This window comes from Bacillus sp. AFS037270, from assembly GCF_002585305.1.
Map to the genome: position 1 here is coordinate 19,077 of NZ_NUNF01000033.1, position 24,737 is coordinate 43,813.

Consider the following 24,737-nt stretch of genomic DNA (forward strand, 5'->3'; position numbering starts at 1 on the left):
AGGTTCGATTTACTCATTCGTATTTATATCGTAAGTTCTTCTCGTAATCTGTCAAAATCAAGTCTATAAACTAGTGAATAATTATGTATATATATATTCATTTATCAAATTCAAAAATCCTGCTTATTGCTCCAAAATTCTGCATTTTCCACGATTTTTAATTAAAAAGTCCTATTATATGTCTAATGATTTGTCGTAACAGATCTTTTTGCCGAGCGAGCTTCCTATATGCTACCAAATCAATGTGTATATAATTGTTAGGATCTATTTTCTTGAATACAGGCATAAATAAAGACACCAGTTAACAAAGAAAAATGGCTTTGGTATTATCCCAAAGCCATTTCCTAAATCTTTATTATTTATTATACCCATTCCTTGACCGATACTGCTGTGGTGCACGCGCCGGATAACGTAATGGAAAACTAAACATATGAACAAGCTTCGTAAATGGAATAGCCGCAAATAAAATAAACGAACAAATCACATGAACCTTAAAAAGTGTAGGAACGCCCAACATTAGCTCTGATTTGGGATGAAAGGTAAACAAACTTCTAAACCATGGAGCGATGGATAAACGATATTCATATTCTCCCACGGTTGTATTATAAATCAGGGTCATATAGGTTCCTAGACCTGCCACCAAAAGGAGCCAGATAATCGTGAAATAGGAACCGCCAGTGGTATGGGCACGAACTCTTGGAAATAAGAATTTTCGAATGAGCATTAAGATTAACCCTAAGACCACCATTAATCCTGCAAACCCGCCACCTGCAATCGCAAAGAAATGGTACACCTCGTCTTCTACACCCATTGCGTTATAAACTCCAATGGGGATTAATACCCCCATTATGTGTCCGATAAATGCGAATATTATCCCATAATGAAAAACAACCGAGGCCACGCGCAGCCATTTTTTTTCAAAAATTTCAGTGGATGGCGCCGTCCAACTTTTTCCTCGAAAAACAAATCGGTAAAACGTCGCGACAATTAGAATAGTTCCACATATATAGGGGAAAATGGTCCACCAAAATAAATCCATCTCGAGGCCCTCCTTTTTAGCGATACATCAATGGATATGGCAGTTCATCTAAATCCGCTTGTTCCCGAAGTATTTCTAAAGCAGAAATTTCTTCTGTTCCAGGCGTTTCAAAAACAAACATCATTAATAACTCAATCGCTTTCTTGTACGGATTTTCATCAGGAAGATTAGAAAGAATCCGATTGATCGCATAGGCTAGCCTTCGGGATAACTTTTCGAATTGATCATCTTCCGGGGCAACCGCCACTAATTCTAACAACATGGGGATATAATCCGCCAATTCATTCCGAACGGTCTCAAATCCCCCGTCTATAATCAGCTTTTGCAATTGAATCAGGGCCATCCCCCGATTTCTGCTGTCTCCTAACTCATGGGCTGTTAAGTAAAGGTTCGTTTTATCTTTGTAATCAAAGGTATTCACATATAATTCTTGCAAATCCGTTAAAACCAGCTGATAAAGAGGATCGATTCTCTCTACTACTTCCTTTTGAATCTCTTCTGAATGAATCTGTTCATGAATAAAAGAGATAATCATCTCTCGTTCGTCATAAAAAGCTTCATCTGGATAATCCATAACACGTGACAGGATGACTAAAATTGCCTTTTTTTCATTGGTCAAGCATTTTCACTTCTTTCAAATGGGTAAGTGGTCATTCCTTCAGGCGGCGCTAAATCTTCGATGCTGCAAGCCCCTTGTTTGTAATGTAAATCATCATTCATTTCACGACGGCCAGTAGGAATGACAAAGCGTTCATTATACTTGGCCACCGCAAGCAGCCGAGCCATTTCTTCTAGTTCTTCGTTTGTCGTACTTGCTTCATCCATCAATTTGGTTAATTTTTGCGCATCCACGCCGCCGACCGTTTTCGAACGCATATACACTCTCATCGCGGCCATTTTTAATAAGACCTTACGGATAACAGTCGTGTCATCTGCAGTTAATAGTGAGGCTAAATATTCCATTGGAATTCTCATTTGATCCACAGCTGGAATATAACCTTCCGCGCTTAATTCTTGTTCATTTGTAATGTGATTCATAATTGGACTAAGTGGTGGCACATACCATACCATTGGCAATGTCCTGTACTCGGGATGCAGTGGCAGTGCAATTTTCCACTTGATCGCCATTTTATAGACCGGTGATTCCTGCGCACTTTGGATCCAGCTGTAATTGATCCCTTGTTCTTGTGCTTTTTCAATCACCTCTGGATCAAACGGATCGAGAAAAACAGACAGCTGTGATTCATATAAATCTTTTGGGTCTTCCACCGATGCCGCTGCTTTCACTTTATCTGCATCATATAAAACAACCCCAATGTAGCGAATCCTGCCGACACATGTTTCCGAACAAATCGTAGGCAGTCCTGCTTCTGTGCGTGGATAACAGAAATTACATTTTTCCGCTTTATGGGTATTCCAATTATAGTAGACCTTATGATAGGGACAACCGTTTGTACAAAAGCGCCAGCCGCGGCAGGCATCTTGGTCCACCAACACGATTCCATCTTCGTCACGCTTATATAAAGCACCTGATGGGCAAGATGCTACACAGGATGGATTTAAGCAATGCTCGCAAATCCTCGGTAAATACATCATAAACGTTTTTTCATATTCGGTTTTGATATGCTCTTGAAGCTTTCGAACATTCGGATCATTCGGAACCGATTCACTTCCACCCGCTAAATCATCATCCCAATTCGGTCCCCATTCAGGTTTGTCGATATAGTTCCCAGTTATCATGGACCGTGGACGTGCAACAGGGATACTCTCCCCTTTGTCGCGCTTATGCAGATGCTGAAAATCATACGTCCACGGTTCATAAAATTCGTTCAAATCCGCCATGTTTGGATTGTAGAAAATATTCGCCAGCTTGGAAAGAGGTCCACCCGCTCTTAAATGTAATTTCCCATTTCGGAGAACCCAGCCGCCTTTATAGCGATCAGTGTTCTCCCATTCTCTTGGGTAGCCTACCCCAGGTCTGGTTTCGACATTATTGAACCATACATATTCCGTTCCCGGCCGGTTCGTCCAAACATTTTTACATGTGACAGAGCAAGTGTGACAGCCAATACACTTATCAAGATGCATGACCATGGCCACTTGTGCCTTAATCCTCAAGCCAATCGACCTCCTTTAACGGCCGGATAATCGTCATCGTATCCCTTTGACTTCCTGTTGGGCCATAATAATTAAATCCATAGCTTAATTGCGAATATCCGCCAATCATATGGGTCGCTTTTGGATAAATTCTGGTGACACTATTATGCGTTCCGCCACGAACTTTGTTGATCGTATTTCCTGGAACGCCCATATGGCGGTCTTGGGCATGGTACATATAAACGGCCCCTCTTGGCATACGGTATGTTAAGACAGCTCTTGCGACGACCACTCCGTTTCGGTTATACATTTCAATCCAATCATTGTCCTTAATGCCGATAGAAGCGCCATCTTCTTCATTCATCCAAACCACTTGCCAGCCGCGGAACAACTGAGCCATATTATTGGTGTCGGTAAACATGGTATGGATCCCCCATTTTTGGTGAGGAGTCATATACCTAAGCGTAATTGATTTTCCTTGTGTTTCGACTTCTTTTTCTCCTTTGACAAACGCCCCTTTTGTAATCGGAGGAATGTATAATGGGAGACCTTCCCCAAAATCCAAAATGACTTCATGGTCAAGATAAAAGCTTTGCCTTCCTGTTAACGTATGCCATGGGATATTAAATTCTTTATTAACCGTAAAAGGAGAGTAACGGCGATTATCGTTCTCCATTCCACTCCAAACTGGAGTAGAGATTGCCGGTCTCGGTTGGATGGTTAAGGCATCTAAGGTATAATCCTCTTCCTCGCGCCCTTCAGACACATGCGAAAGCTTTTTGCCGGTCTTTTCCTCCATCGATTTCCAGCCTTCCACCGCTCTTTTTCCATTGGTGGCCCCCGACATTAACAGAATCGCATTAATCGCTTTTTTATCAGAGTAAAGGTCAGGGTACCCTTTTCCTATGCCCACGTGTTTAGACGGGCCAAGTCGATCAAGTAATTCTTTGTAGACCTTGTCACCAGGGATTTTTACCCCTTTTGTTCCATAGCCGTTCTTTATATTCGGTCCAACGGTAATCCACATGTCGTAGACATTGGGATAATCCCGTTTGACGAAATTAAAGTTTGGCAGCGTTTTTCCAGGGATCGCTTCTACCTCACCCTTACGCCAATCTTTCACTTTACCAAATGGCTGCGCAATTTCATTGATCGTGTCATGTGCAAGTGGCGATAACACAAGGTCTTCTTGTGCTGGAAGATGATTTTTGGCGAGTTCCGAAAAACTTTTGGCAATTTCCCTGAAAGCATCCCAGTCACTTCTCGTCTCCCAAGGAGGAGAAATTGCTGCATTGAATGGGTGGACAAATGGATGTAGATCTGTACTACTAATATCGTACTTTTCATACCAAGTGGCAGCTGGCAAAATGATATCGGAGAAAAGACCTGAACTGGTCATCCTGAAATCCATGCTGACAAACAGATCCGTTTTTCCTTCAGGCGGTTTTTCTGAAAGATTAACGTGTTCCGGCTGCCAAGAATTCGTGGGATCGCCTAACACAGAATCCTGTGAGCCTATTAAATGTTTGACAAAATACTCATGTCCTTTTCCGCTATCCCCCAAAAGATTCGAGCGCCAATTGAAAAAGACGCGCGGGAAGTTGCGAGGATCATTGGGATTTTCAATCGCAAAATCGAGCTTACCTTCGACAAGTTGTTTGGTAATATCTTTGATGACGGCATGATCATCTTTATGCCGAGTGCGTGCCTCTTTCACTATATCTAAAGAATTTTGCGATAGCTGAGGGAAGCTTGGCAGCCACCCCAATCGGGCAGAAAGAGCATTGAAATCGGCCGGATGCATATTGGAGTATTGACTGCCCCATTCGGTTTCTTCTTCCCTTTTTTCATATTCATAACGGAATTGTTCCGTTGCAAAATAAAAGAACGAAGTACCGTTCATAAATCTTGGGGATTTTACCCAATCATTGGCAAAGGCAATTTGAGAAAAGCCCTCTAAAGGACGAACCTTTTCCTGACCAACATAATGAGCCCAGCCGCCGCCATTGACTCCTTGGGAACCCGTTAATAAAACCAGATTTAAAATAGAACGGTAAATTTGATCGCTATGGAACCAGTGATTCGTTCCGCCGCCCATCGCAATCATTGATTTCCCTTTGGTAAGGGCTGCATTTTCGGCAAATTCTCTAGCCACTTGAATCACATGTGCTCTATTCACCCCTGTAATACTCTCTTGCCATGCTGGTGTATAAGGGCTTTTATCGTCATTATAGTCTGTTGGGTAATCGCCTTTTAGACCTCTGCTAATCCCAGTATGGGCGAGCATTAGATCATAGACAGTGGTAATGATTAATTCATTACCGGATTTGTCTTTTATTTTTTTAATCGGGACTTCCCGTTTAATTAATCCGCCATCTTTTTCACCAAAGTACGGAAACTCGACCATGGCGTTGTCATCTGAATCATCTAAAAAACTCATTCGAGGATTAATTTGATATAAATCAAGATTCCACTCTTTTCCATTATCCCAACGAAAACCCTCGCTGCCGTTCGGGATCGCAAAGTCATCGGTCGTTTCGTCCCACACAACCGTTTTCCATTCACCTAGTTCTGTCTGGTCGGAAAGGTCTGAGGCACGCAAGAAACGGTCTGAACGATAGTTTTCATTCTTTTTGCTTAATGTGATGATACATGGCAGATCCGTATATTGCTTGGCATACTCCACGAAATAGGGTGTTTCTTTATCCACATAGAATTCTTTTAAAATGACATGGGTCATCGCCATCGCCAAAGCTCCGTCTGTCCCTGCTTTAGCCGGAAGCCACAGGTCGGCAAACTTTTCATACTCGGCGTAATCCGGACTGACGCCGACTACTTTTGTTCCATTGTATCTAGACTCCACCATAAAATGAGCATCAGGTGTTCTAGTTTGCGGAATGTTGGTCCCCCAAATAATAAAATATTTTGTGTTATACCAATCTGCACTTTCCGGCACATCCGTTTGGTCGCCCCATACCTGCGGGGAAGCCGGCGGCAAGTCCGCATACCAATCGTAAAAACTTAAAATCGTTCCACCGATTAGAGATAAAAACCTCGTTCCGCCAGAATAGCTCACCATCGACATCGCTGGGATAGGACTAAAACCCACTACCCGGTCAGGACCATATTTTTTAATGGTATAAATACTTGCTGCCGCAATCATTTCACATATATCTTTCCAGGTTCCACGGACAAAGCCACCTTTACCGCGTGCTTTCACGTATCGTTCCCGTTTTTCCGGATTCGTCACGATATTTTCCCAGGCTTGGACAGGATTATCCGCTTTGATAAGTTCCTCTTTCCATAACGCATAAAGGTCTCCGCGAACATAGGGATATTTCACCCGAGTAGGGCTGTAGGTATACCAGGAAAAACTGGCCCCACGAGGACAGCCTCTTGGCTCGTATTCTGGAAAGTCATCCCCTGTAGAAGGATAGTCGGTCTGCTGCGTTTCCCACGTGATGATGCCATCTTTCACATGAATCTTCCAGCTGCAAGAACCCGTGCAATTCACTCCATGTGTGGAACGGACGACTTTATCGTGTCCCCATCTGTTTCGATAGCTCGATTCCCAATCACGCGGGCGAGGACTTTCTTCTGTACAGCCTTCATTTATGCGCTCTCCTCGGATGAGATGTTTGAGGGAATGCAGCAAATTATTTTTATTCTGTTCCATTCAATTCATCTCTGCCTTTCATTAAATCTCTTAACGGGTTAAAATTTTCTCCCACTAAGCGATATGAGTTTCTACCAGAATGAAAGTCTTCCAAAAAAACAGGCCAATTGGCGGCATTTGCTGCTGATAAGATCAGGCGTTGCAACAAATTCATATCATTTATGGAATAAATATCTTCGATCATTTCACCAGGAATCGATCCAAATCTCATCCGAAGTAAAGCGATTAAATCTTCTCGATCATCGACGAGTAGTGCATCTGATTCAAATGAGAACAAACTCTTTCAGCTCCTTTATTGCTTCATCATTTTAAAGTAATCTGTAATGAGGAAGGATTTACATGTTTCTGCCGCTTCTTGAAAAAAGTGAGTCACGTCTTCACCAGGATGTTTTACCTGTTCACCAGTGAAATGTTTTGTTGAGACTTGCGAAAAATCAGCCGCAAACCTTATTGAGACATCATAGCCATCATCTTCTTTAATCGCCGTTGCGTGAACATCATACGGGTGAATATGATAGGCTGCAAAAATGTCTGCCATTCTGTCATATAGGGCTGGCACAGCATAACGTAATAGTCTTTCTTCAAGCAATATCTTCACCTTTTTCCATTATTTCCATTGTATAGCTTTCGTTATGTGACAGGAGGTTATTCATTTCATCTTCATTATGGATAGAGTCAACAATAATTAAGGAATCTAGTAAGGAGACCATTCTTTCATCAATCTGATCGTTTATCAGCAGATTCTTCATTTGTTCTACCATTTTCCGCATAAGGTCATGATCACGAGTGAGCTGGAGGACAGTGGGATGTAAAGAGGGATGCTCCTCAACCATTTCCTTATATAATCCTTCTTCTTCCGAATTTGCATGTTGTAAGGTTCTAGATTCCCAATGTTCAATCACTACCTCTGCTACTTTTAGGGCTTTCTCTCTTTGGTCTTCTCTTAGGCATTTTTGCAATAACATCCGTAATTCTATCGCTTCATTTAACGCTGATTCATGTATGGCTGTATGGGCATCCTGCTTTCGTAAACTCGGTCCTGACAAGTTCAATCATCCTTTCTATTCAAGTCTTATTTATTACTAGTAAGTTTTTCCACCCAGTCCCCACTATACTCTCAGAAATGGGAAAAAGAACTGAAGTTTTTCCCTCAGCTCTTTTTCTCACTAATATCGCTAAATAAACCAATATAATATTTTACTTCCCCAGCGTCATTTTTCACTTCACTAATGGTCAGCCATTCTAAATAGATTTCGCCATTTTTTCGCTTATTCCAAATTTCCCCCTGCCAATAACCTTGGTTATGGATGGAACCCCACATTTTTTGATAAAAATTCTGATCATGTTTCCCGGATTGTAATAGACTGGGGTTCTTTCCTACCGCTTCTTCTGTTTGGTAGCCTGTAACCCTGGTGAAAGCATGGTTTACTTTCTCAATAACTCCATTTGTGTTTGTTACCATCATACTTTGACCGACGTTCTCTAAAATCTTGGTTTCCATGTTTAATTTTTCAAGATAATACATCCATACCACAATCACAAAGCTTGCCAGTGAAAACATCGCAAGTGACATAAATCCAATCGCATATTGACCAGTAATACCAAATACCATCGAAAGAACGAGCGGCGGAAAGAATCCGCCTAATCCGCCTATTGCCGAAACAATTCCGTTTGCAATCCCAGCCTGTTCTGAAAAATAATACGGAACGAGCTTAAAGATGGTTCCATTTCCAATCCCTGCACAAACGGCAACAGCCAGACAGCCAATTGTATAGAGGGTTATGGTTGGGGAAAAAGAAAGCAGAACTCCTGATACGGTTAATCCTGCAAATACGATAAATAAAATTTCAAAGGGGTTATATTTATCACCTAACCACCCGCCGATGGGGCGAAGAATGGTGGCTAATGTAATAAAACCTGCCGTTCTCAGCCCGGCATCAACCGTTGTTAATTTAAAATTGGTTACTAAGAAATTAGGAAGATACACCGTAAAGGCAACAAATGAACCAAATGTAATAAAATAGAACAAGCTTAAAAACCAAAGTTTTTCATTTTTGTAGACACTTTTGATTTGCCCTGTAAGGGGTTTATGAACCCTTTGTTCTTTCCGATCACCAAACAAAAAGTTTAATATGGCAAACAAAATAATAGGTACCAAAAATAATCGAATCGTATTTTGCCAGCCCAAAGCATTCGCAAGTACCGGTGCACTAAAGGAAGTAATTGCTGTGCCAATATTACCTGCACCATAAATACCATTAACAAACCCATGCCGTTCCTTTGGATAATATTTTGGCAGTGACGTAACACCGATCGAAAAGACCGCGCCACCCATTCCTAGAACTAAGCCACCGATAATTAAATCGAAAAATGAATCTGCCATGCTTAAATAGAAGACGGGAAAAATTAAAATGAGAAAGCTAATAAAAAACAAGCTTCTCGCACCAAACCTGTTAGTCCAATACCCCAAAAATATTCGTAAAATTGAGCCTAATATTACTGGTATGGCTGTTACTAAGGCGACTTGGTTAGCAGTGAGCGGTATATCCAATTTAATTTTTGCCATCAGGGATGAAATAATAACCCAGCACATAAACCCAACCACAAGGCTTAACGTTTGAAGAGTTAATTGCCATTTTTGCGATTGCATTTATCATTTTCCTCCTTTCGAAATTTGTACCAATTGAGCCATTTCCCCAGGTAATTTTACATAATATGGATTATCTAAACTTAGTTTATACTAAATTTATTTTTAAATCTCGGTCAAATCAACCGTATTTTGTTAAACTTATGTGTCATTTCAAGAGAAAAGTTTTTAAAAATTTCTATTGTTTTAGATATGAATTTTGATATTTTCATTTAGAACACAACAATTCATACGTGAACAAAAATATCTTTAAACATATTAAAACAAACACACCCAAAACCAACGCAAGAGATTTTTATCATCATACACTCAAACAGTCAATTTAAAACCTTGATTATTAAGCCGGTCTTTTCAACCATTAAAAAAGTGCCGCTTCAATCCTGAAACGGCACTTTTTTATATATGTCATACAACACTCGGAACCTCTATCCGATCGGGTATTGTATAAATGTTTAATGAATGATTGCGGAGAAAGCCAACGGTTGTGATATTAAGCTCTTCTGCCAGCCTGAGGGCCAATTCAGTCGGAGCTGATTTTGACAGAACAATACCACATCCAATTTTGGCTACTTTTAATAATACCTCTGAGGAAATACGGCCACTAAACACCATAATTTTGTCCGAAAGAGATATTGAATGCTGCAAGCAATGACCATAAATTTTATCCAGGGCATTATGTCGTCCTATGTCTGTACGGTCTATGATGATACCGTTATAATCACAAAGGGCTGCATTGTGTACTCCACCTGTATCCTGAAAGATAACCGACGACTCCTGCATTAGTCTCATCAAATGAAAACATTGGTCAATAGTAACCGTCACATCTACGTCTTCAAGTGGTTTAACTGTTCTAGCATCATTATAAAAATAAAAGCTTTGCCGGCTTTTACCACAGCAAGATGTTACATATCGTTTCGAGTGAAACATCTCGTTGAGTTTGTTTACTTTATACGTATTCACAATCGCACGGCCTGTTGCTTCGATAATCGTAAGTTCTTTAATTTCTTTATAACTGCTAATGATCCCTTCTGACGCTAAAAAACCCACTACTAGTTCTTCGATATGCTCAGGGCTGCAAACAAGTGTAGCGAACTCTTGTTCATTGAGAACAATCGTTATTGGATATTCAGTTACAATGGTATCCGTTACTTTGTGTATGGCGCCTTTCTCATACCTCCATACATAGCTTTCCATTTTCATTGGCTGGTCCATACTTATTCACTCCTAGTTACTTTTCCTCGATAGACTGGTCAAAGACGAATACGGTCATTGCTATATCTTCCTCGATATTAATATCGGAAAAAAGCCGCAAAACCTTTGCACCCATCAAGGTTTCAAATTTTAACAGGACCTCTGGCTTTTTATAGATTTCCTTTACGAATCTTGTTCTCGTCTCATGTACCATCTGTGTGCCCTGTTCTGAATGGATCATGAACTTTTCTACATTTGTCAGGTTTCCTTTCATTTCGCTGATCGCCCAGGAACCGATAAATTTCGTGGTGATTTCCTTCGGTCCGTTGCCAACATATTCTTTTCTTACTTCACGAACAAGCATACTAAATTGATGTTCCATATTCTTTGTCATTAACCGCCCTCCTCATCTTTACAGTTCGGACTCCTTGTTACTCTTTTAATCCTTCTCCAATACCCTTTAACAGGTTAAATCCAAATCCTAAAGCACGGTTGATATCAGGATCTTTTACGGCCTTCATTAAGTCTAGGAGCCCAAACTTGGTATCGGCTTTTAATCCTTGCTCGGCCTTTTTCAATCCAGCCGTCAAGCTTTTGGCAAGCTTACTGGTTGTTTCAGGATCCAGTTCAGTCAAAATGCCGCCAGCAGCCATTGCATTATTAATCATGTTTGTCACTGGTTTTCGTGTAAGCTGACCGACCGCGATTTTTGCTGCGCTCTCTTTTGCTTTTAAGAGACTTCCTAAAGCATCCATCATTCCGCTAGCATGCAATTCCTGTAATAGATTCAACGTCTCGAGTAACGAATCCTTATTTTGTGCGACCCCGGAAAGAAGATTCTCCAGGGATTCTATTTTCTTTTCTTCTTCTGTCACTTCCGTTTTTTGAATAGTTTGTATTGGCTTAGCCATTACCCATTCCTCCTGTCATAGAAACCAGGCTTAACATACTCGTTTACACTGGCAATCGGAACGTAATCTCCGCGTTCCCACTTGCGGTAAATCTCAAGGCCCATCTGTGGTGTTCGCGTCGCATTACGTGGATTGTACCTTGGAAGTGGATTTTCCCCGTTAAGTTCAAGGACCTCCATCCGAACTTTGGCTTGTTTGTATGCCGGTGTATGTGTCACCACATCTACTGCCCCTCCAGTAAGCAGGTTAACCGCACTCTCGTGGCTGGAGGAATGCATTGGCACATACACCGTTTTTCCTGTCACACGGTCTGTTACTAGAACTGGCAGGCGAATCGCCCCATATGGAGATACAAGACGTACAAGTGAACCATCCTTTACGCCGCGCTCTTCTGCAAGTTCGGGGGATACCTCAACGAAAACTTTCGGGAATTTGTAGTTAAGTCCTTCTGATTTCTGTGTTAAGTTTCCCTCATGGAAGTGCTCCAACAGACGTCCATTATCTAATGAAAGATCGAATTCTTGCGGGAACTCCACTGGCGGCACATAATCAAACAGACCGAACCGAGCTTTTTTATCTGGGAAATGAAAGCCGTCTTGGTAAAGCAGCGGTGTGTCTGATCCATCAGGAGAACCCCAGTGGAAGCTGTTCCACCCTTCAAGAACATCGTAGCTGCATTGGCTGAAGAAAGGAGTTAAGCTTGCCATTTCCGCAAAAATTTCACTAGGATGAGTATAATTCCATTCAAAGCCCATCTGTTTCGCGAGCTGTGTAAGAATCCACCAGTCCGGTTTACTATTCCCAAGAGGCTCTAATGCTTGATACAAACGCTGTACGCGACGTTCAGTATTTGTAAAAGTTCCATCTTTTTCAAGAGAAGGAGCTCCTGGCAAAATAACATCTGCGAATTGGGCTGTAGTTGATAAAAAGATTTCTTGTACGACAAGGAAATCTAACTTAGAAAGCATTTCCTGTGTATGATTGGAGTCAGCATCAACCCATGCCATATCCTCCCCAGCGATGAACATCGCCTTCATCTCGCCTTTATCAATGGCTTCCAGCATCTGAATATTGTCGAGACCAGAAGCTGCAGGGATGTCGACACCATAAGCCTTTTCAAACTTTGCACGTACTTGGTCATCCGTTACTAACTGATATCCAGGGAAGATATTCGGCATCGTCCCCATGTCAGCTGCGCCTTGTACGTTATTATGTCCCCGTAACGGGTATGCTCCAGCATTTGGCCGTAACATGTTTCCTGTTGCAAGGAGTAGGTTTGCAATCGCAACAGAAGTGTGTGAACCCGCGATGTTTTGTGTCACACCCATCCCCCAACAAATCACTGTTCCATCCGCATCATGAATCATTTCTGCCATTTGAATCAAAGTTTCTTTAGCAATACCTGTAATCTTTTCTGCCTCTTTAAGAGTATATGGCTCCATCATTTTTAAGAACTCATCATACTGGTTGACATGCTTTTGAATAAATGGCTCATCATGCCAGCCTTGATCGATCATATACTTCGTAACAGCTGATAGCCATACGTAGTCTGTTCCTTGTTTCGGACGAACGAACAAGTCGGCACGGTCTCCCATTTCATGTCGGCGCACGTCAACGGTAATTAATTTTTGTCCGTGAAGTTTTTGCGCACGTTTGATACGTGTCGCAAGTACAGGATGTCCTTCTGCAGGGGCACATCCTACAAGTATGACAAGACCCGCACCCGCTATATCTTTAATTGTTCCGGTGTCGCCGCCGATGCCTCCTGTTTGTTGTAATCCCCATGAAGCTGGTGACTGACAATAACGAGAGCAGTTGTCCACATTATTGGTTCCAAACACTTGGCGGGCCAATTTTTGAATCAGGTAGTTTTCTTCGTTCGTAATCTTAGAGGATGAAATAAAACCGATGGAATCACTACCGTAACTTTCTTTAATCCCACCCAATTTCTTTGCAACGAGAGAAAGGGCCTCATCCCAAGTTGCTTCTACAAACACATTACCTTGACGGATTAAAGGTGCCGTAATCCGCTCGTTTGAATTTACATAGTCCCAGCCAAATTTACCTTTTACACAGGTGGAAACACTATTTACAGGAGCGTTTTCCGATGGTTCGATTTTGAGAATTTCACGATCTTTTGTCCAAACTTCAAAGGAACAGCCTACACCGCAGAACGTACAAACGGTTTTTGTTTTCTTTATACGTGTTTCACGCATCGCTGCTTCTACTTCTGAAACGGCAAAAATTGTTTGATAATCAGGCTCTACCGCTTTGACAATGTCAATCATCGGTGTAAGCAAGTCATCTGAGATGCTTGTCATAAATCCAGCATTTCCAAGCATCGATTTTTCCATCAAGGCATTACAAGGGCAAACGGACACACACTGACCACAAGATACGCATGAGGATTCGTTAATACTTTTTCCTCCGTCCCATAAAACACGAGGCTGACCGCTTTCCCAGTTAATTGTTAACGTTTCATTCACTTGAAGATCCTGACAGGTCTCCACACAACGTCCACATAAGATACATTGATCTGGATCGTACCGATAAAACGGATGAGACATATCTACCTCATAGTCTTTAGAACGATGAGGGCGTGTTTGGTGTTCAACCCCCATCATTTCTGCCGTATTATGTACACGGCAATTGCCATTGTTATTGTCACATACGGTGCAGTATAATAGATGGTTTTCTAAAATACGGTCCATTGCTTCCTCCTGTGCTTCCTTCGCAAGCTCAGACGAGGTCAAAATGTCCATGCCGTCTTCCATCACAGTCGAACATGCACGCATAATGTTACCGTTTATTTCACACATACAGGTATCACAGCTCTGCACTGGACCTAGAACTTCAGAATAGCAGATGTGCGGATGGTCCATTTCCTGTTGCAGAAAATAATCTAAAATACGCGTTCCTTTTTCTACCTCATGTGCTGTTCCATTAATAAGCACATTGATTTTTTCTTTCACTGTAAGTCCTCCTTCTTTCAAAGCAAGAAATCTATTTATCTACGAATAAGATCACTTTTATGACCAATATATCCTATCCTGAATTCTTCCTTAACTGTAACTAGTCCTTCTTTTTCTATAAAACTATTAATATGTTTAATGTACAAATACTAGTCGTTAAACAGCTTTTTTGATACTTGGCTTTGCTATTGCTAATGTTTGAAGAGATTCTTTATGAATGATCCAATAGATGAAGGCAACAAAAACCGCGCCGCCAATAGCATTTCCCAATACTACTGGGACAAAATTAGTGAAATAATTTCCCCATGTAAAGTGCCCTGAAAAGATAGCTGCAGGGATTACGAACATGTTAGCTACAACTTGCTGAAAGCCGATCGCTACAAACCCCATAATCGGAAACCAAATGGCAAACATTTTTCCAACAATATCATTTGAACTAAAAGCCATCCAAACAGCTAAGCAAACGAGCCAGTTGCAACCAACAGCGGAAATTAAGCTTTGAATAAAGGTTTCGTCTATTTTCTCTTCTGCGATTGCCACGGTTTTGTTTAGGAAAGGACCTGTTTCCGTTAACCCTACTATGTGACCAAAGAAGTAGGCAACGAAGATTGCTCCCATAAAATTACTTACTAATATTAAGAGCCAATTTTTCACTAATTGTCCTAGCGTAGCACGCTTTGCTAATACGGCAATCGGAAGTGCCATCATATTTCCTGTAACCAATTCTCCACCTGCAATTACGATTAATATTAGTCCTATTGGGAAAACCGCAGCACCAATTAGTGAGCTGAAGGAACCCCATTCCTCCGGTAAATTAGCGGTTACTCGGATATCTAATAGGAATCCAAGTGCAATAAAGGCACCGCCTAAAAATCCTAATAAAAGTGCATGTCCAGGCTTCATTGATGCCTTTCTGGCACCAGCCTCAACTGCTAACTCCACAATACGCCTGGAACTATGAAACGCCATAAACTTTTCCTCCCATTAGTTGATGTAAGCATGGGGGCGGTTCTGGAAGCACGGGGACGGTTCTCTTGCTCCTTTAGAAGCAGGAGAACCGTCCCCATGCTTCGCTCCTGCTTCAAAAACGCAAAAAAGCCCACCATAAATCGGTTCTCATGCCAATGCATGTACCGTTTTATAGTGGGCTGACAGCTGAGCATATCTCATACTAGCAATCTTTCCCGCCAAATACACTACGTCAAGAACAGGATGCTGCAGTCAATTTTTTTATTAACTGGCATCAATGAACTTTCCATACTCTATAAACCTTTCTAATAGTATCATGTAAATACAGATTTGTGAACATTTTAAGAATTTTTTTTGGTTTTTTTCATTATTCATAATGCCAAACCAGCTAGCTTCACTCCACGGAACATCGATGACTGGATAGTGGCTACGGCTTTTGTTTCACTAATAATTCCTCTCAATACGTTGGTACTTTTCTTCTTTATTCAACAAACCTGTACCGTTAGTCAAACAATAAAAAAGGCTCTACTCCTTTTTGAAGTAAGGCCCCCTATTCTATTTAATAGCAAGTAAACGATTGAATTTGTCGTAAGTCTATTCCGAAATAAACCCATCTAAATCCAGTCCAACGATACCCTGAGATTAGAGTTTCGACCAACGAAGGTTGGATAAAACCAAAATTGATCAAAACCTCATAGCCATACATAAGTGTATCTGAATAAACATCTTGCAATTCCTCCAGCATCGACCGCATATGCTTCTGCTAAGTTTTATGAACAATTCACAAGTGTTTGACAAATCAAATACAAAATGTAAAGCACATTTATATTACATTATGGGCGCCAACACAGTCATATAGGTATCGACCTACATATAGTACACAAAGTAATGAGCCGCTGTTTTGGAGGGGTTTATTTGTACAGACAATTCCTGATCATATGTATGGCAGCTTAAGTATAATTGGCATTTCTAATTCGAATACATTAGGATTGGTCGAATACCTTTTAACCTGGAATGGTACTCAATTTATATCGGAAAGATTGGCAACAGCGATACTTGGAACAAAGTTAAGCAGCCTCTACTAATGTCGAAAAATCACGCTTGTTTCAAGTTCAAATGTATTATCTCTGGGGGGTATAAGAATGACAAATTTCTATTCTTTTCATGGTACTATCACCATGATTAGTGATCTTATAGGGCAAAATGGTGAAGAAGAAAGCTGTAATAAATTAATGTCTGTAGAAAACGGAATGGGAACAATCGTAAATTTCGTGGTTTCACCCACAACTTACTTTGTAGATCATTTAATGGTGGCTGTTGGAGATAGAGTAACCGGATATTATGATGGGAATGCACCGGTTCCTCTTATATATCCACCACAATATCGAGCACTTGTAATGGTAAAAGATAGTCCTTATCAGAATGTAAAAGTAGATTATTTCGATAGTCAATTGCTGAGTAGTGATGGACGATTACAATTAAATATATCTCCATATACCCAAATTGTTTTAACAAATGGGCAACCCTTTAAAAGAAACCCTGCGAACCGAGATCTAATTGTTGTCTATGGACCTTCCACAAAAAGTATCCCCGCCCAAACGACACCCTATAGGATAATAGTTTTGTGTTAGAGGTTATTTTAGAATAAGTTGGTGTTGAATAGTTAATCGTAAAGGTAAATAAACTCTCAAAGAAAAGGGTATCCAGACATAACGACCGGATGCCCTTTATGAGGAAGTACCATTCGAAATCCTTTTAATCCAAGATCCCGTATTTAATTCGCCCATTGTTTCAGAACTTGTTCTTTTGCGATTCGGTAAACTTCTTCTTCTGTTTGGTTTTTAGGAGCTATTACATTGGTTTGATAAACTTTCCCTTTATGAGTTACATAGATTGTATACTTGTACATTTTGTTCTATCCCCTTTTTTAACTTTTTTATATTTTACAAATAAAATGAAAGTGATTAAAGCTAAAAAAAAGGTCAAGATTTGACAAATTATCAACTTAACAAACAAGAAATATTCCCCCTATCAACGGTATTGACTGGAAAAGTTAATAAAATCAACAAACTTTTTATGATTTATTCTCTTATGTATGTTGTTACAATTCTTATAACGAAGAAAAATGTCGAAATATATTCGGAAACTTTGTTGCTTTTGGACCTTAAAAGGGATCATTTACTAAGTTTCTAGGCAATTTCCGCAAATGTTCTTACAAAAGATGCCACAAAGTATCTATCTACACGGGTTGATGAACTTATACGAAAACAACAATTTATACGAAAATAGTCTAACTAAAAAAGTCCGAGTCCTTGTTGGAGTTATATTTGTAGATGAGCATGTCATGCAAATCATACATATTTCAGTAAACCCATCCCATTGTGGCCGAGTAATAGGAAAAAAATGGTTAAGGTCCAAAAAGAACTATATAAAGTTCCTCATTTTATCCTCGACGAATATACAAAAGCATTTTTTGTTAAATCTGATCTAAATGAATCTTTATCAGCTAGATTGGCAGAAAGACCGGTTTATACCTATTAAAAATGGCATAAAAAAAGTAGTTGCTATCAACATGATAACACTACTTTTTTATGGTTTCTTAGACAACACTTTCTATTCTTGATTTTATTTCTTCTTTATAATGGAGACCTCGTAGTGACTCCACTATTTGTCCGTTTTTAAATAAAATCATAGTGGGAATTCCCTGAATTCTATATTTTGCCGTTAGCTCCAATTCTTTATCTGCATCCACCTTAGCAATTAAAATGTTTTCCGCCCACTCTTCCGATAGTTCCTTCAGTATAGGTTCCTGTATACGGCATGGAGCACATCTTGGGGCCCCAAATTCAACAATTGTTATTCCTTTTTCTATAAATTTATCAAATGTATGAAAGTCTAATTCTTTCATCAATGATAAAACCTCCTTTTATTTTTCATCACCAAACGGGGGAATCTGTTCGTTTTTTATTGCTGTTATCCGATCAACTAGGTTGGAGCGTATCATTGTCAGTAATTCAATTTGTTGATCCAGTTCCTCCAGTTTTTCTTCGTAAATAGGGAGTACTTCCGTACAGAACGCTTCCTTTTTTTTCAGAACGCAATGCAAAAAGCCTGAGAGTTGCTCAATCGATAGTCCCAAACTTAAATAAAACTTAATTGTATTGACTTGTTCAACTGCTAAATCATGATATTCGCGATAGCCGTTTTCCAATCGCAATGGGCTTAGAATTCCTTGTTCTTCGTAATACCGTAATGACCGAATGCTCACACCAGTTAATTTAGATAGCTCACCAATTTTCAATGAGGTTTCCCCCCTTCGTGATGTCTTAAGCACATTATAAACCCTCACATTAATGTGAGGGTCAATACGTTTTTTCATAAATTTAACAATAAGAGGACAATATAGGAAAGAAATTTACCTTCCTTTGATTATAGCATGATTGGTAATACTGGAAGTAACCTCCTAAAGATTTAACCTTTTAATCCTGATATAGTATGTAGTGTCGCTTCTGAACGAATTAAATATGAAATGGTGAGTAGTCGCGGTTCCTTTTGAGGAGCTGAGGAAAGTCCAGGCTCGCACAGTGCTGAGATGCCTGTAGTGTTCGTGCCATCTGCAAGGGTGGGCAGTCGATTAACAATCGGCTGACGGCGGTGAAATCATGCTAAGTCCTTCGGGATATGCTGAGAGTAGCCTGAAAGTGCCACAGTGACGATGCTTTTCTGGAAACGGAAAAGGTGGAACGGGTAAACCCCACGAGCGAGCAACCCAAATTAGGTAGGGGCATCATCCTGCGGGAAATGAACCTAACGGATGAATTGACCATTGGTCGATAGTTATATGACTACTACTTCCTGTACAAGGCTAGCAGCCGTTTGCAGTACGGAAGTACAGAACCTGGCTTACAGCCATTTCATATGCTGATTAAATTGTTTATAGAAGCACACTTATGGCGGGATAACTCGTTAGTCAGCTACTTAATCCCTGCCCCTTACATACATATCCTTTATGAAACGTTATTATAACGTTTCATGGAAGTCGTCCTTCCCGTTTGTTAAAAGATTTGCCAGGATAGCAGAGTTTTCCTGGTCAGCATCATATTGTAAAACATCGTCATATTCAAAAAGTTGGAATGAATCAGGAAAGTTTTCACTCATATACTTAACAAAGTCTTCCGTGTTCTCTTCTCCATTCTGCCGAAATTCCGACATGATTAAACGAAATTTATGAGGCGGTATCTCGCATTTAATATGAAATGATTTTGTAAATCCAAATTCTTTTGAGCTGTAAAGATTGTATATAAATGACATTGGAATCACCCATTCTGCTTGATTTATCTTTATTATTTTTCCTTATTTTTTTAAAAAAATGTGAAAAATAAAGTAGCCAGGTCTTCCCAGGTAAACTAATCTTTCGGGAAAGATTCAATCAATTTAATACGAAAAATTTCAAATATTATTTTTTCAGAATTGATAATTAATTCCGCTGCAACCCATTTTTAATACGATTGTAAAACTATTAGCTTTTTTATATGTTACATTGTATGTAGTTCTGTTATATAATAAAAAAATCAAATGATCATAGTTACAAAGTATTACATGAGCGGTTAGCAGTATCAGTCTATTTATTTAGAGAGGGATTTAATTATGTTGACACGTTACAAAAAAATGTTTAACAAAATTGCCATGGGACTATTGTCTTTTATGCCGAATGAAAAAGATCTCCAAAAGCTTCAGAAGACCATAACACAATATGAAACAGAACAAGACCGGCAGCTTTTTTTGTGGAAGGAAGAGGAAGGTATTATTGGTCTTGTCGGTGTTTTATTTGTTGAAAAGGACCTGATGCAAATACTACATATTTCCGTAAACCCCTCCCATCGCGGGAAAGGAATCGGTAAAAAAATGATTAAGACCCTAAAAGAACTTTATCCAGATCCTCATTTTGTTCCCGATGAACATACAAAAGCCTTTTTTGTAAAATGTGACATACATGATTCATTCCCAAGCAGACTGTCAGAAATACTCGCATAAACCTCTTACACTAAACATTAAAAGTACATAAGCAATAGGAAAACGGTGAGAGAACTTTCTCTCACCGTTTTCCTTATACAACCAGCCTTATTAATTCATCTTTTACTTGGACATTTCCATCACTGGTTGGCACAACATCTATATATTGATTAGTATTAGTAATGACGACAGGTGTTTTTACATCATAGCCAGCGGCTTTGATGTTTTCAATGTCAAATTCAATGAGCAAGTCACCCTTCTTCACTGTGTCCCATTGTTTTACATGAGAAGTGAAAAATTGCCCTTTCAGCTTGATGGTGTTAACCCCAACTATAATTAAAATTTCAGCTCCATCTTCCGAAGTAATGCCAATCGCATGCTCGGTTGGAAATAAGGTAGTCACAACTCCATCTACAGGTGATACCACTTCCCCCTTTGTTGGATCAATTGCGATTCCTTTTCCTACCGTTTCAGTTGAAAAAAGAGGGTCTGAAATTTTGCTTAATGGCACAATTTCTCCACTTAAGGGACTTAAAATGGTTTCTCTATTTACATCCTTGACTGTTTTTACAGGTTCTACGTCGCTTTTACCCTCATATCCCAAAATAAGTGTAAGTACCATTGCTATAACTAAAGCCGTTAAAGTACCAATTAAATATAGCCCAATTGGTGTAAATACAGGAACAGACAAGAAACTAGGGAGAGCAAATGCAGTCCCTTTCACCCCAAACATTCCATTAATTGCCCCGCCAATAGCTCCAGCAATTGCCACAATCAACATCGTTCTTTTGTAACGGACGAGGATACCATAGGTGATAATTTCAGTTGTTCCTGCTAATGCACCAGGAACAAGCCCTGATGCAGCGAGTGTTTTCAAGTCTTTATCTTTGGTTTTAAAGAAAACCCCAAGGCCCAACCCAATTTGGGCGAAAGGAGCTGCGGCGATCATCGGGCTAAGCGGATCACCGCCAGCCGCTAGATTTGCAATGAATATTGGTATTACGGCCCAGTGGAGACCTAATATCGTCAGGAATGACCATGCAGCTCCCATCACCGCTCCTGTCAACATTCCACTTGTTGAACTTAATAATTTAATAACAACTGCTAACGCACCTCCAACATAGGTACCAAAAGGACCAAAAATAAGTACGGTTAAAGGAACAATAACAAGTAAAGAAATAAGTGGATTAACAAACATTTGCAAGTCTTTATAAATCACTTTTTTCAAAAACTTATCTAATACCGAATAAATGGAAACCGCAATTAATATAGGAAAAACGGTTGAAGAATAACTCGCTAGTATAACTGGAATCCCTAAGAAATTGACATTTTGAGCATGTGAAGCAACTAAATCTGTAAAATGCGGTTCCAAAAGCGCAGCACCAATAGCGCCACCAACATAGCCATTGGCTCCGAGTTTTAAGGCTAATGTAATCCCGAGAAACACTGGGAAAAAGTAAAAAATAGCATGCCCTGCTGCACCAAGGATAGCATAGGTTCCGCTTTTTGGAGATAACCATCCTAATGTCGTTAAAATCGATATTAATGCAGAAATTAAGCCAGATCCCGCAAGTACCCCAAGAATTGGCGCGAAACTTCCGCTGATGGCTCCTAAAATTTTATTCATAACGGTTTCTTTTTTTTCTGTCTTAGAATCACTCGTATTAATAGCATTCATTTTTATGTACTCCCTTGGTTGAAGTTTGCTGTCAGTCCATCCAATTTAATAAGCAGATCTTTTTGTGCAGACTTCAAGTTATGATTTCTATCTTATTTTTACTTTTTCTCATAAAATCATTCAGCAAATAGATTACTTGTATAGGTTCAATTCGAAATAAATAAAAAAGGTGAAGGAAATTGATTTTCCATCACCTGCAGCTTGATTCATCTTTTTCAATTAATAACTTTCTCACCATGACCTTATTTAGATGTTTCATTCCAACCATGCATAGATTCATCCAAATCCAGCTATAAAACAGCCCAAAAAGGAAAACGCCTAATCCCACTGTACCACTTACCTTGCTTGAGACTAAAGGACCTAATACGGGGAATTGAAATAGATAAAGTAATATAAGGATCCCGGCCGTGAGGAAGGTTCCTCCCATTAACGAAACCACAGTTCCCGTTTTATAGAGTTTAAATCCAATCCCAAGCGAAATACCGAGAAAGCCGGTGGTAAACAGGAAAACCAAAACTTCACTAGGCTGCAGAATGATTAATAACAGGGTAGTGACCGCATACGTTAACAGCCCGATTCGGATCGAAATGACCGTCGAGAGGACAATCGGCCCTGTTGCCATAATGCTAAACGCATAACCAATTCCGCCTATCAATCCTGCTGATTGAAGTATGGCCGCAATCGCACCGAGCAGGCTCCCTACGACTAACTTCACATTCTTGTTATACGGTCCGACTGTAATCTCATGTTTCTTATTAAATACTCTCACAGTCCACTTTTTAAATCGCATAAGCATTCCCCTCAATCTGGTAAATAACGATCCGATTCTGCTTATTGATAACATTAAACATTATCTTCCTATAAGATGAAGAATGGAGCTATCTCTAACATGTATTCCTGGATTAGCAATTGATGTATGGTTTTTTTATAAAAAATCAGGTTGGGGATAGCTATAATTTCTTTCATACCATTCAATGTTTTAGAGGGAGTTCTTTATTTATAGCAATTAAGGCCAAAAATAAAAACTCATCCTTTTGGGTGAGCTTTTATTTTTGACCTAATAAATTTATATTAACTTAAACTACATTTCCTTTTATTTGCTTCGGCCTATTTTTCTTGATGATTTGGTTGTTTCCGATTAGAGTAATTTCACTGAAAGGATTAGTATTTCCCACATGAACATTGGAATAAATGAACGTATCACTGCCAATGATGGATCGATTAATCACCACATTTTCGCCAATAAACGTATTTGGCAAAATGACTGAATTTTTGATTACCGCACCTTTACTTACAGTAACTCCGTTATAAAGAACCGAATTTTCTACTTTACCAAACACCTTACAGCCCTCCGAAACTAATGATTGGGAAAGGTCAGCTTTTCCGTCCAAATAAAAAGGCTGTTGGGAGGTTTCGCGAGTATAAATCCCCCACTCTTCATTTTGTAAAATAGGATTGGTTTCATAAGAAAGTAAATCCATATTTGCTTCCCAAAGGCTTTGAACGGTACCAACATCCTTCCAATAACCGTTAAAGCGAAAAGCATACACCTGATGGTTATCATTAATAATTGCAGGGATTACATCCTTTCCAAAATCCTTAGATGAAAATGGTCTTTTCTCCTCTATTTCTAAATATCTTTTTAGCATTTTCCATTTAAAAATGTAGATCCCCATTGAAGCAAGATTAGATTTAGGCCGTTTTGGCTTTTCTACAAAATCTAGTACTCTCATGGAATCTGCATCTATGTTCATAATGCCAAAACGATTAGCCTCTCTCCAAGGAACATTAATGACAGAAATCGTGACATCAGCATTTGTTTCTATGTGCTGATCGAGCATTTTATTATAGTCCATTTTATAAATGTGATCTCCGGATAATATTAAAACATTCTCTGGATTATGACTCTCAATATATTGAAGGTTTTGATAAATAGCATGAGCCGTTCCCTCATACCATCGATCCCCTGTCTCACTTTGAAAAGGAGGAAGGATCGTGATGCCGCCATTTTTCCGAGCTAAGTCCCAGTACTTTCCGTCACCAATGTAATTTTGAAGTGTGTGTGGTTGATACTGTGTTAAAACACCCACTGTTTCAATACCAGAATTGCTGCAGTTACTTAATGTAAAATCAATAATTCGATATTTTCCACCAAATGGCACAGCAGGTTTTGCGGTATATGTGGTTAGGTCTTTTAATCTAGTCCCTTTGCCGCCGGCTAAAAGCATGGCAATACATTGTTTTTTTGTCATGGTCTCCTCCTTGTTATTTTTTATTTATGGAGATTAGTAATTAGGGTATTTACAAAATCTGTCATCCTAATAATTAAATAATAATCCAAAATTTTTGAATAACAACTTTTCGGTTAGTTTTTCTTACAGTTATTTTTCCAATATAATACAGAAAAGGCTTTCGAAAATTTGTTGTTTTTGATAGATTATTGTTCATACACCATGTCCAAAATCAGCTGCCATTTTAGAAACTGAACTACTATGTATTTACTCCACCTTAGTTTGATTGTATTCATTGAGGATATTTTTCATG

At 39.6% G+C, this 24,737-nt stretch carries 22 protein-coding genes, 1 other RNA gene and 1 pseudogene; 3 read left to right on the forward strand and 21 right to left on the reverse strand.

The genetic code is table 11. From position 1 onward, the window contains the following. Positions 1-355: 355 nt before the first annotated feature. The 14 genes and pseudogenes from narI to COD92_RS32880 all read right to left on the reverse strand — a co-directional run. Positions 356-1,039, reverse strand: a complete 684-nt coding sequence (gene narI, locus COD92_RS16850) for a respiratory nitrate reductase subunit gamma (protein ID WP_098527620.1) — start codon at positions 1,037-1,039, stop codon at positions 356-358. Positions 1,040-1,055: 16 nt separating this feature from the next. Then, the gene (gene narJ, locus COD92_RS16855) at positions 1,056-1,658 is read right to left on the reverse strand and encodes a nitrate reductase molybdenum cofactor assembly chaperone (RefSeq protein ID WP_255286519.1); all 603 of its coding nucleotides are present in this window, start codon (positions 1,656-1,658) and stop codon (positions 1,056-1,058) included. Next, positions 1,655-3,157: a nitrate reductase subunit beta gene (narH, locus tag COD92_RS16860; RefSeq protein WP_098527619.1), complete on the reverse strand. Its 1,503-nt coding sequence runs from the start codon at positions 3,155-3,157 to the stop codon at positions 1,655-1,657. Before narH ends, narJ begins: the two co-directional genes overlap by 4 nt. Then, a complete protein-coding gene (locus COD92_RS16865) occupies positions 3,147-6,812 on the reverse strand; it encodes a nitrate reductase subunit alpha (RefSeq protein ID WP_098527618.1) in 3,666 nt (1,221 codons plus the stop codon). Before COD92_RS16865 ends, narH begins: the two co-directional genes overlap by 11 nt. Further along, positions 6,799-7,089 carry a hypothetical protein gene (locus tag COD92_RS16870; RefSeq protein ID WP_098527617.1) on the reverse strand — a complete coding sequence of 97 codons (291 nt, stop codon included), beginning with the start codon at positions 7,087-7,089 and terminating at the stop codon, positions 6,799-6,801. Before COD92_RS16870 ends, COD92_RS16865 begins: the two co-directional genes overlap by 14 nt. 15 nt (positions 7,090-7,104) lie before the next feature. Continuing rightward, positions 7,105-7,401, reverse strand: coding sequence for a hypothetical protein (locus COD92_RS16875; RefSeq protein WP_098527616.1), 297 nt, complete (start codon positions 7,399-7,401; stop codon positions 7,105-7,107). Next, entirely contained in the window at positions 7,394-7,858 is a 465-nt protein-coding gene (locus COD92_RS16880; protein WP_098527615.1) for a hemerythrin domain-containing protein, read from the reverse strand. Before COD92_RS16880 ends, COD92_RS16875 begins: the two co-directional genes overlap by 8 nt. 104 nt (positions 7,859-7,962) lie before the next feature. Then, positions 7,963-9,462, reverse strand: coding sequence for a nitrate/nitrite transporter (locus COD92_RS16885; RefSeq protein ID WP_098527614.1), 1,500 nt, complete (start codon positions 9,460-9,462; stop codon positions 7,963-7,965). Positions 9,463-9,864: 402 nt separating this feature from the next. Next, the gene (gene fdhD / locus COD92_RS16890) at positions 9,865-10,671 is read right to left on the reverse strand and encodes a formate dehydrogenase accessory sulfurtransferase FdhD (RefSeq protein ID WP_098527613.1); all 807 of its coding nucleotides are present in this window, start codon (positions 10,669-10,671) and stop codon (positions 9,865-9,867) included. Positions 10,672-10,687: 16 nt separating this feature from the next. Continuing rightward, positions 10,688-11,044, reverse strand: a complete 357-nt coding sequence (locus tag COD92_RS16895; protein ID WP_098527612.1) for a Na-translocating system protein MpsC family protein — start codon at positions 11,042-11,044, stop codon at positions 10,688-10,690. Between the two features lie 37 nt (positions 11,045-11,081). Then, positions 11,082-11,561, reverse strand: a complete 480-nt coding sequence (locus COD92_RS16900) for a helical membrane plugin domain-containing protein (protein WP_098527611.1) — start codon at positions 11,559-11,561, stop codon at positions 11,082-11,084. Further along, entirely contained in the window at positions 11,561-14,533 is a 2,973-nt protein-coding gene (fdhF, locus tag COD92_RS16905; protein ID WP_098527610.1) for a formate dehydrogenase subunit alpha, read from the reverse strand. Before fdhF ends, COD92_RS16900 begins: the two co-directional genes overlap by 1 nt. A gap of 156 nt (positions 14,534-14,689) precedes the next feature. Further along, entirely contained in the window at positions 14,690-15,502 is an 813-nt protein-coding gene (locus COD92_RS16910) for a formate/nitrite transporter family protein (RefSeq protein WP_098527609.1), read from the reverse strand. A 559-nt stretch (positions 15,503-16,061) separates the two neighbouring features. After that, positions 16,062-16,263: pseudogene (locus tag COD92_RS32880) on the reverse strand (hypothetical protein); the annotation flags it as partial. A gap of 381 nt (positions 16,264-16,644) precedes the next feature. Between COD92_RS32880 and COD92_RS16925 the strand changes: the two are divergent. Then, positions 16,645-17,133 (forward strand): hypothetical protein, encoded by a 489-nt coding sequence (locus tag COD92_RS16925; protein ID WP_098527608.1) that lies wholly within the window; start codon positions 16,645-16,647, stop codon positions 17,131-17,133. A gap of 143 nt (positions 17,134-17,276) precedes the next feature. On the opposite strand, the gene COD92_RS16930 is transcribed toward COD92_RS16925, so the two are convergent. The 3 genes from COD92_RS16930 to COD92_RS16940 form a co-directional block, all read right to left on the reverse strand. Then, positions 17,277-17,411, reverse strand: a complete 135-nt coding sequence (locus COD92_RS16930; RefSeq protein ID WP_098527607.1) for a BA3454 family stress response protein — start codon at positions 17,409-17,411, stop codon at positions 17,277-17,279. 690 nt (positions 17,412-18,101) lie between these two features. Continuing rightward, positions 18,102-18,410, reverse strand: a complete 309-nt coding sequence (locus tag COD92_RS16935; RefSeq protein WP_255286524.1) for a thioredoxin family protein — start codon at positions 18,408-18,410, stop codon at positions 18,102-18,104. An 18-nt stretch (positions 18,411-18,428) separates the two neighbouring features. Then, a complete protein-coding gene (locus COD92_RS16940; protein WP_098527605.1) occupies positions 18,429-18,803 on the reverse strand; it encodes a MerR family transcriptional regulator in 375 nt (124 codons plus the stop codon). A gap of 227 nt (positions 18,804-19,030) precedes the next feature. Here COD92_RS16940 and rnpB point away from each other — a divergent pair. Continuing rightward, an RNA gene (gene rnpB, locus COD92_RS16945) (RNase P RNA component class B) lies at positions 19,031-19,413 on the forward strand. Positions 19,414-19,522: 109 nt separating this feature from the next. On the opposite strand, the gene COD92_RS16950 is transcribed toward rnpB, so the two are convergent. Then, entirely contained in the window at positions 19,523-19,813 is a 291-nt protein-coding gene (locus COD92_RS16950; protein WP_098527604.1) for a hypothetical protein, read from the reverse strand. Between the two features lie 336 nt (positions 19,814-20,149). On the opposite strand from COD92_RS16950, the gene COD92_RS16955 reads away from it, so the two are divergent. Then, on the forward strand, positions 20,150-20,536 hold the full coding sequence (locus COD92_RS16955; protein ID WP_098527603.1) for a GNAT family N-acetyltransferase: 387 nt from the start codon (positions 20,150-20,152) through the stop codon (positions 20,534-20,536). Positions 20,537-20,609: 73 nt separating this feature from the next. Here COD92_RS16955 and COD92_RS16960 read toward each other — a convergent pair whose 3' ends face one another. From COD92_RS16960 to COD92_RS16970, 3 genes are all read right to left on the reverse strand, one after another. Continuing rightward, the gene (locus tag COD92_RS16960; RefSeq protein ID WP_098527602.1) at positions 20,610-22,193 is read right to left on the reverse strand and encodes a glucose PTS transporter subunit IIA; all 1,584 of its coding nucleotides are present in this window, start codon (positions 22,191-22,193) and stop codon (positions 20,610-20,612) included. Between the two features lie 190 nt (positions 22,194-22,383). Beyond that, positions 22,384-22,983, reverse strand: coding sequence for a hypothetical protein (locus COD92_RS16965; RefSeq protein WP_098527601.1), 600 nt, complete (start codon positions 22,981-22,983; stop codon positions 22,384-22,386). Between the two features lie 286 nt (positions 22,984-23,269). Beyond that, positions 23,270-24,445, reverse strand: coding sequence for a glucose-1-phosphate adenylyltransferase (locus COD92_RS16970; protein WP_098527600.1), 1,176 nt, complete (start codon positions 24,443-24,445; stop codon positions 23,270-23,272). Positions 24,446-24,737: the final 292 nt, after the last annotated feature.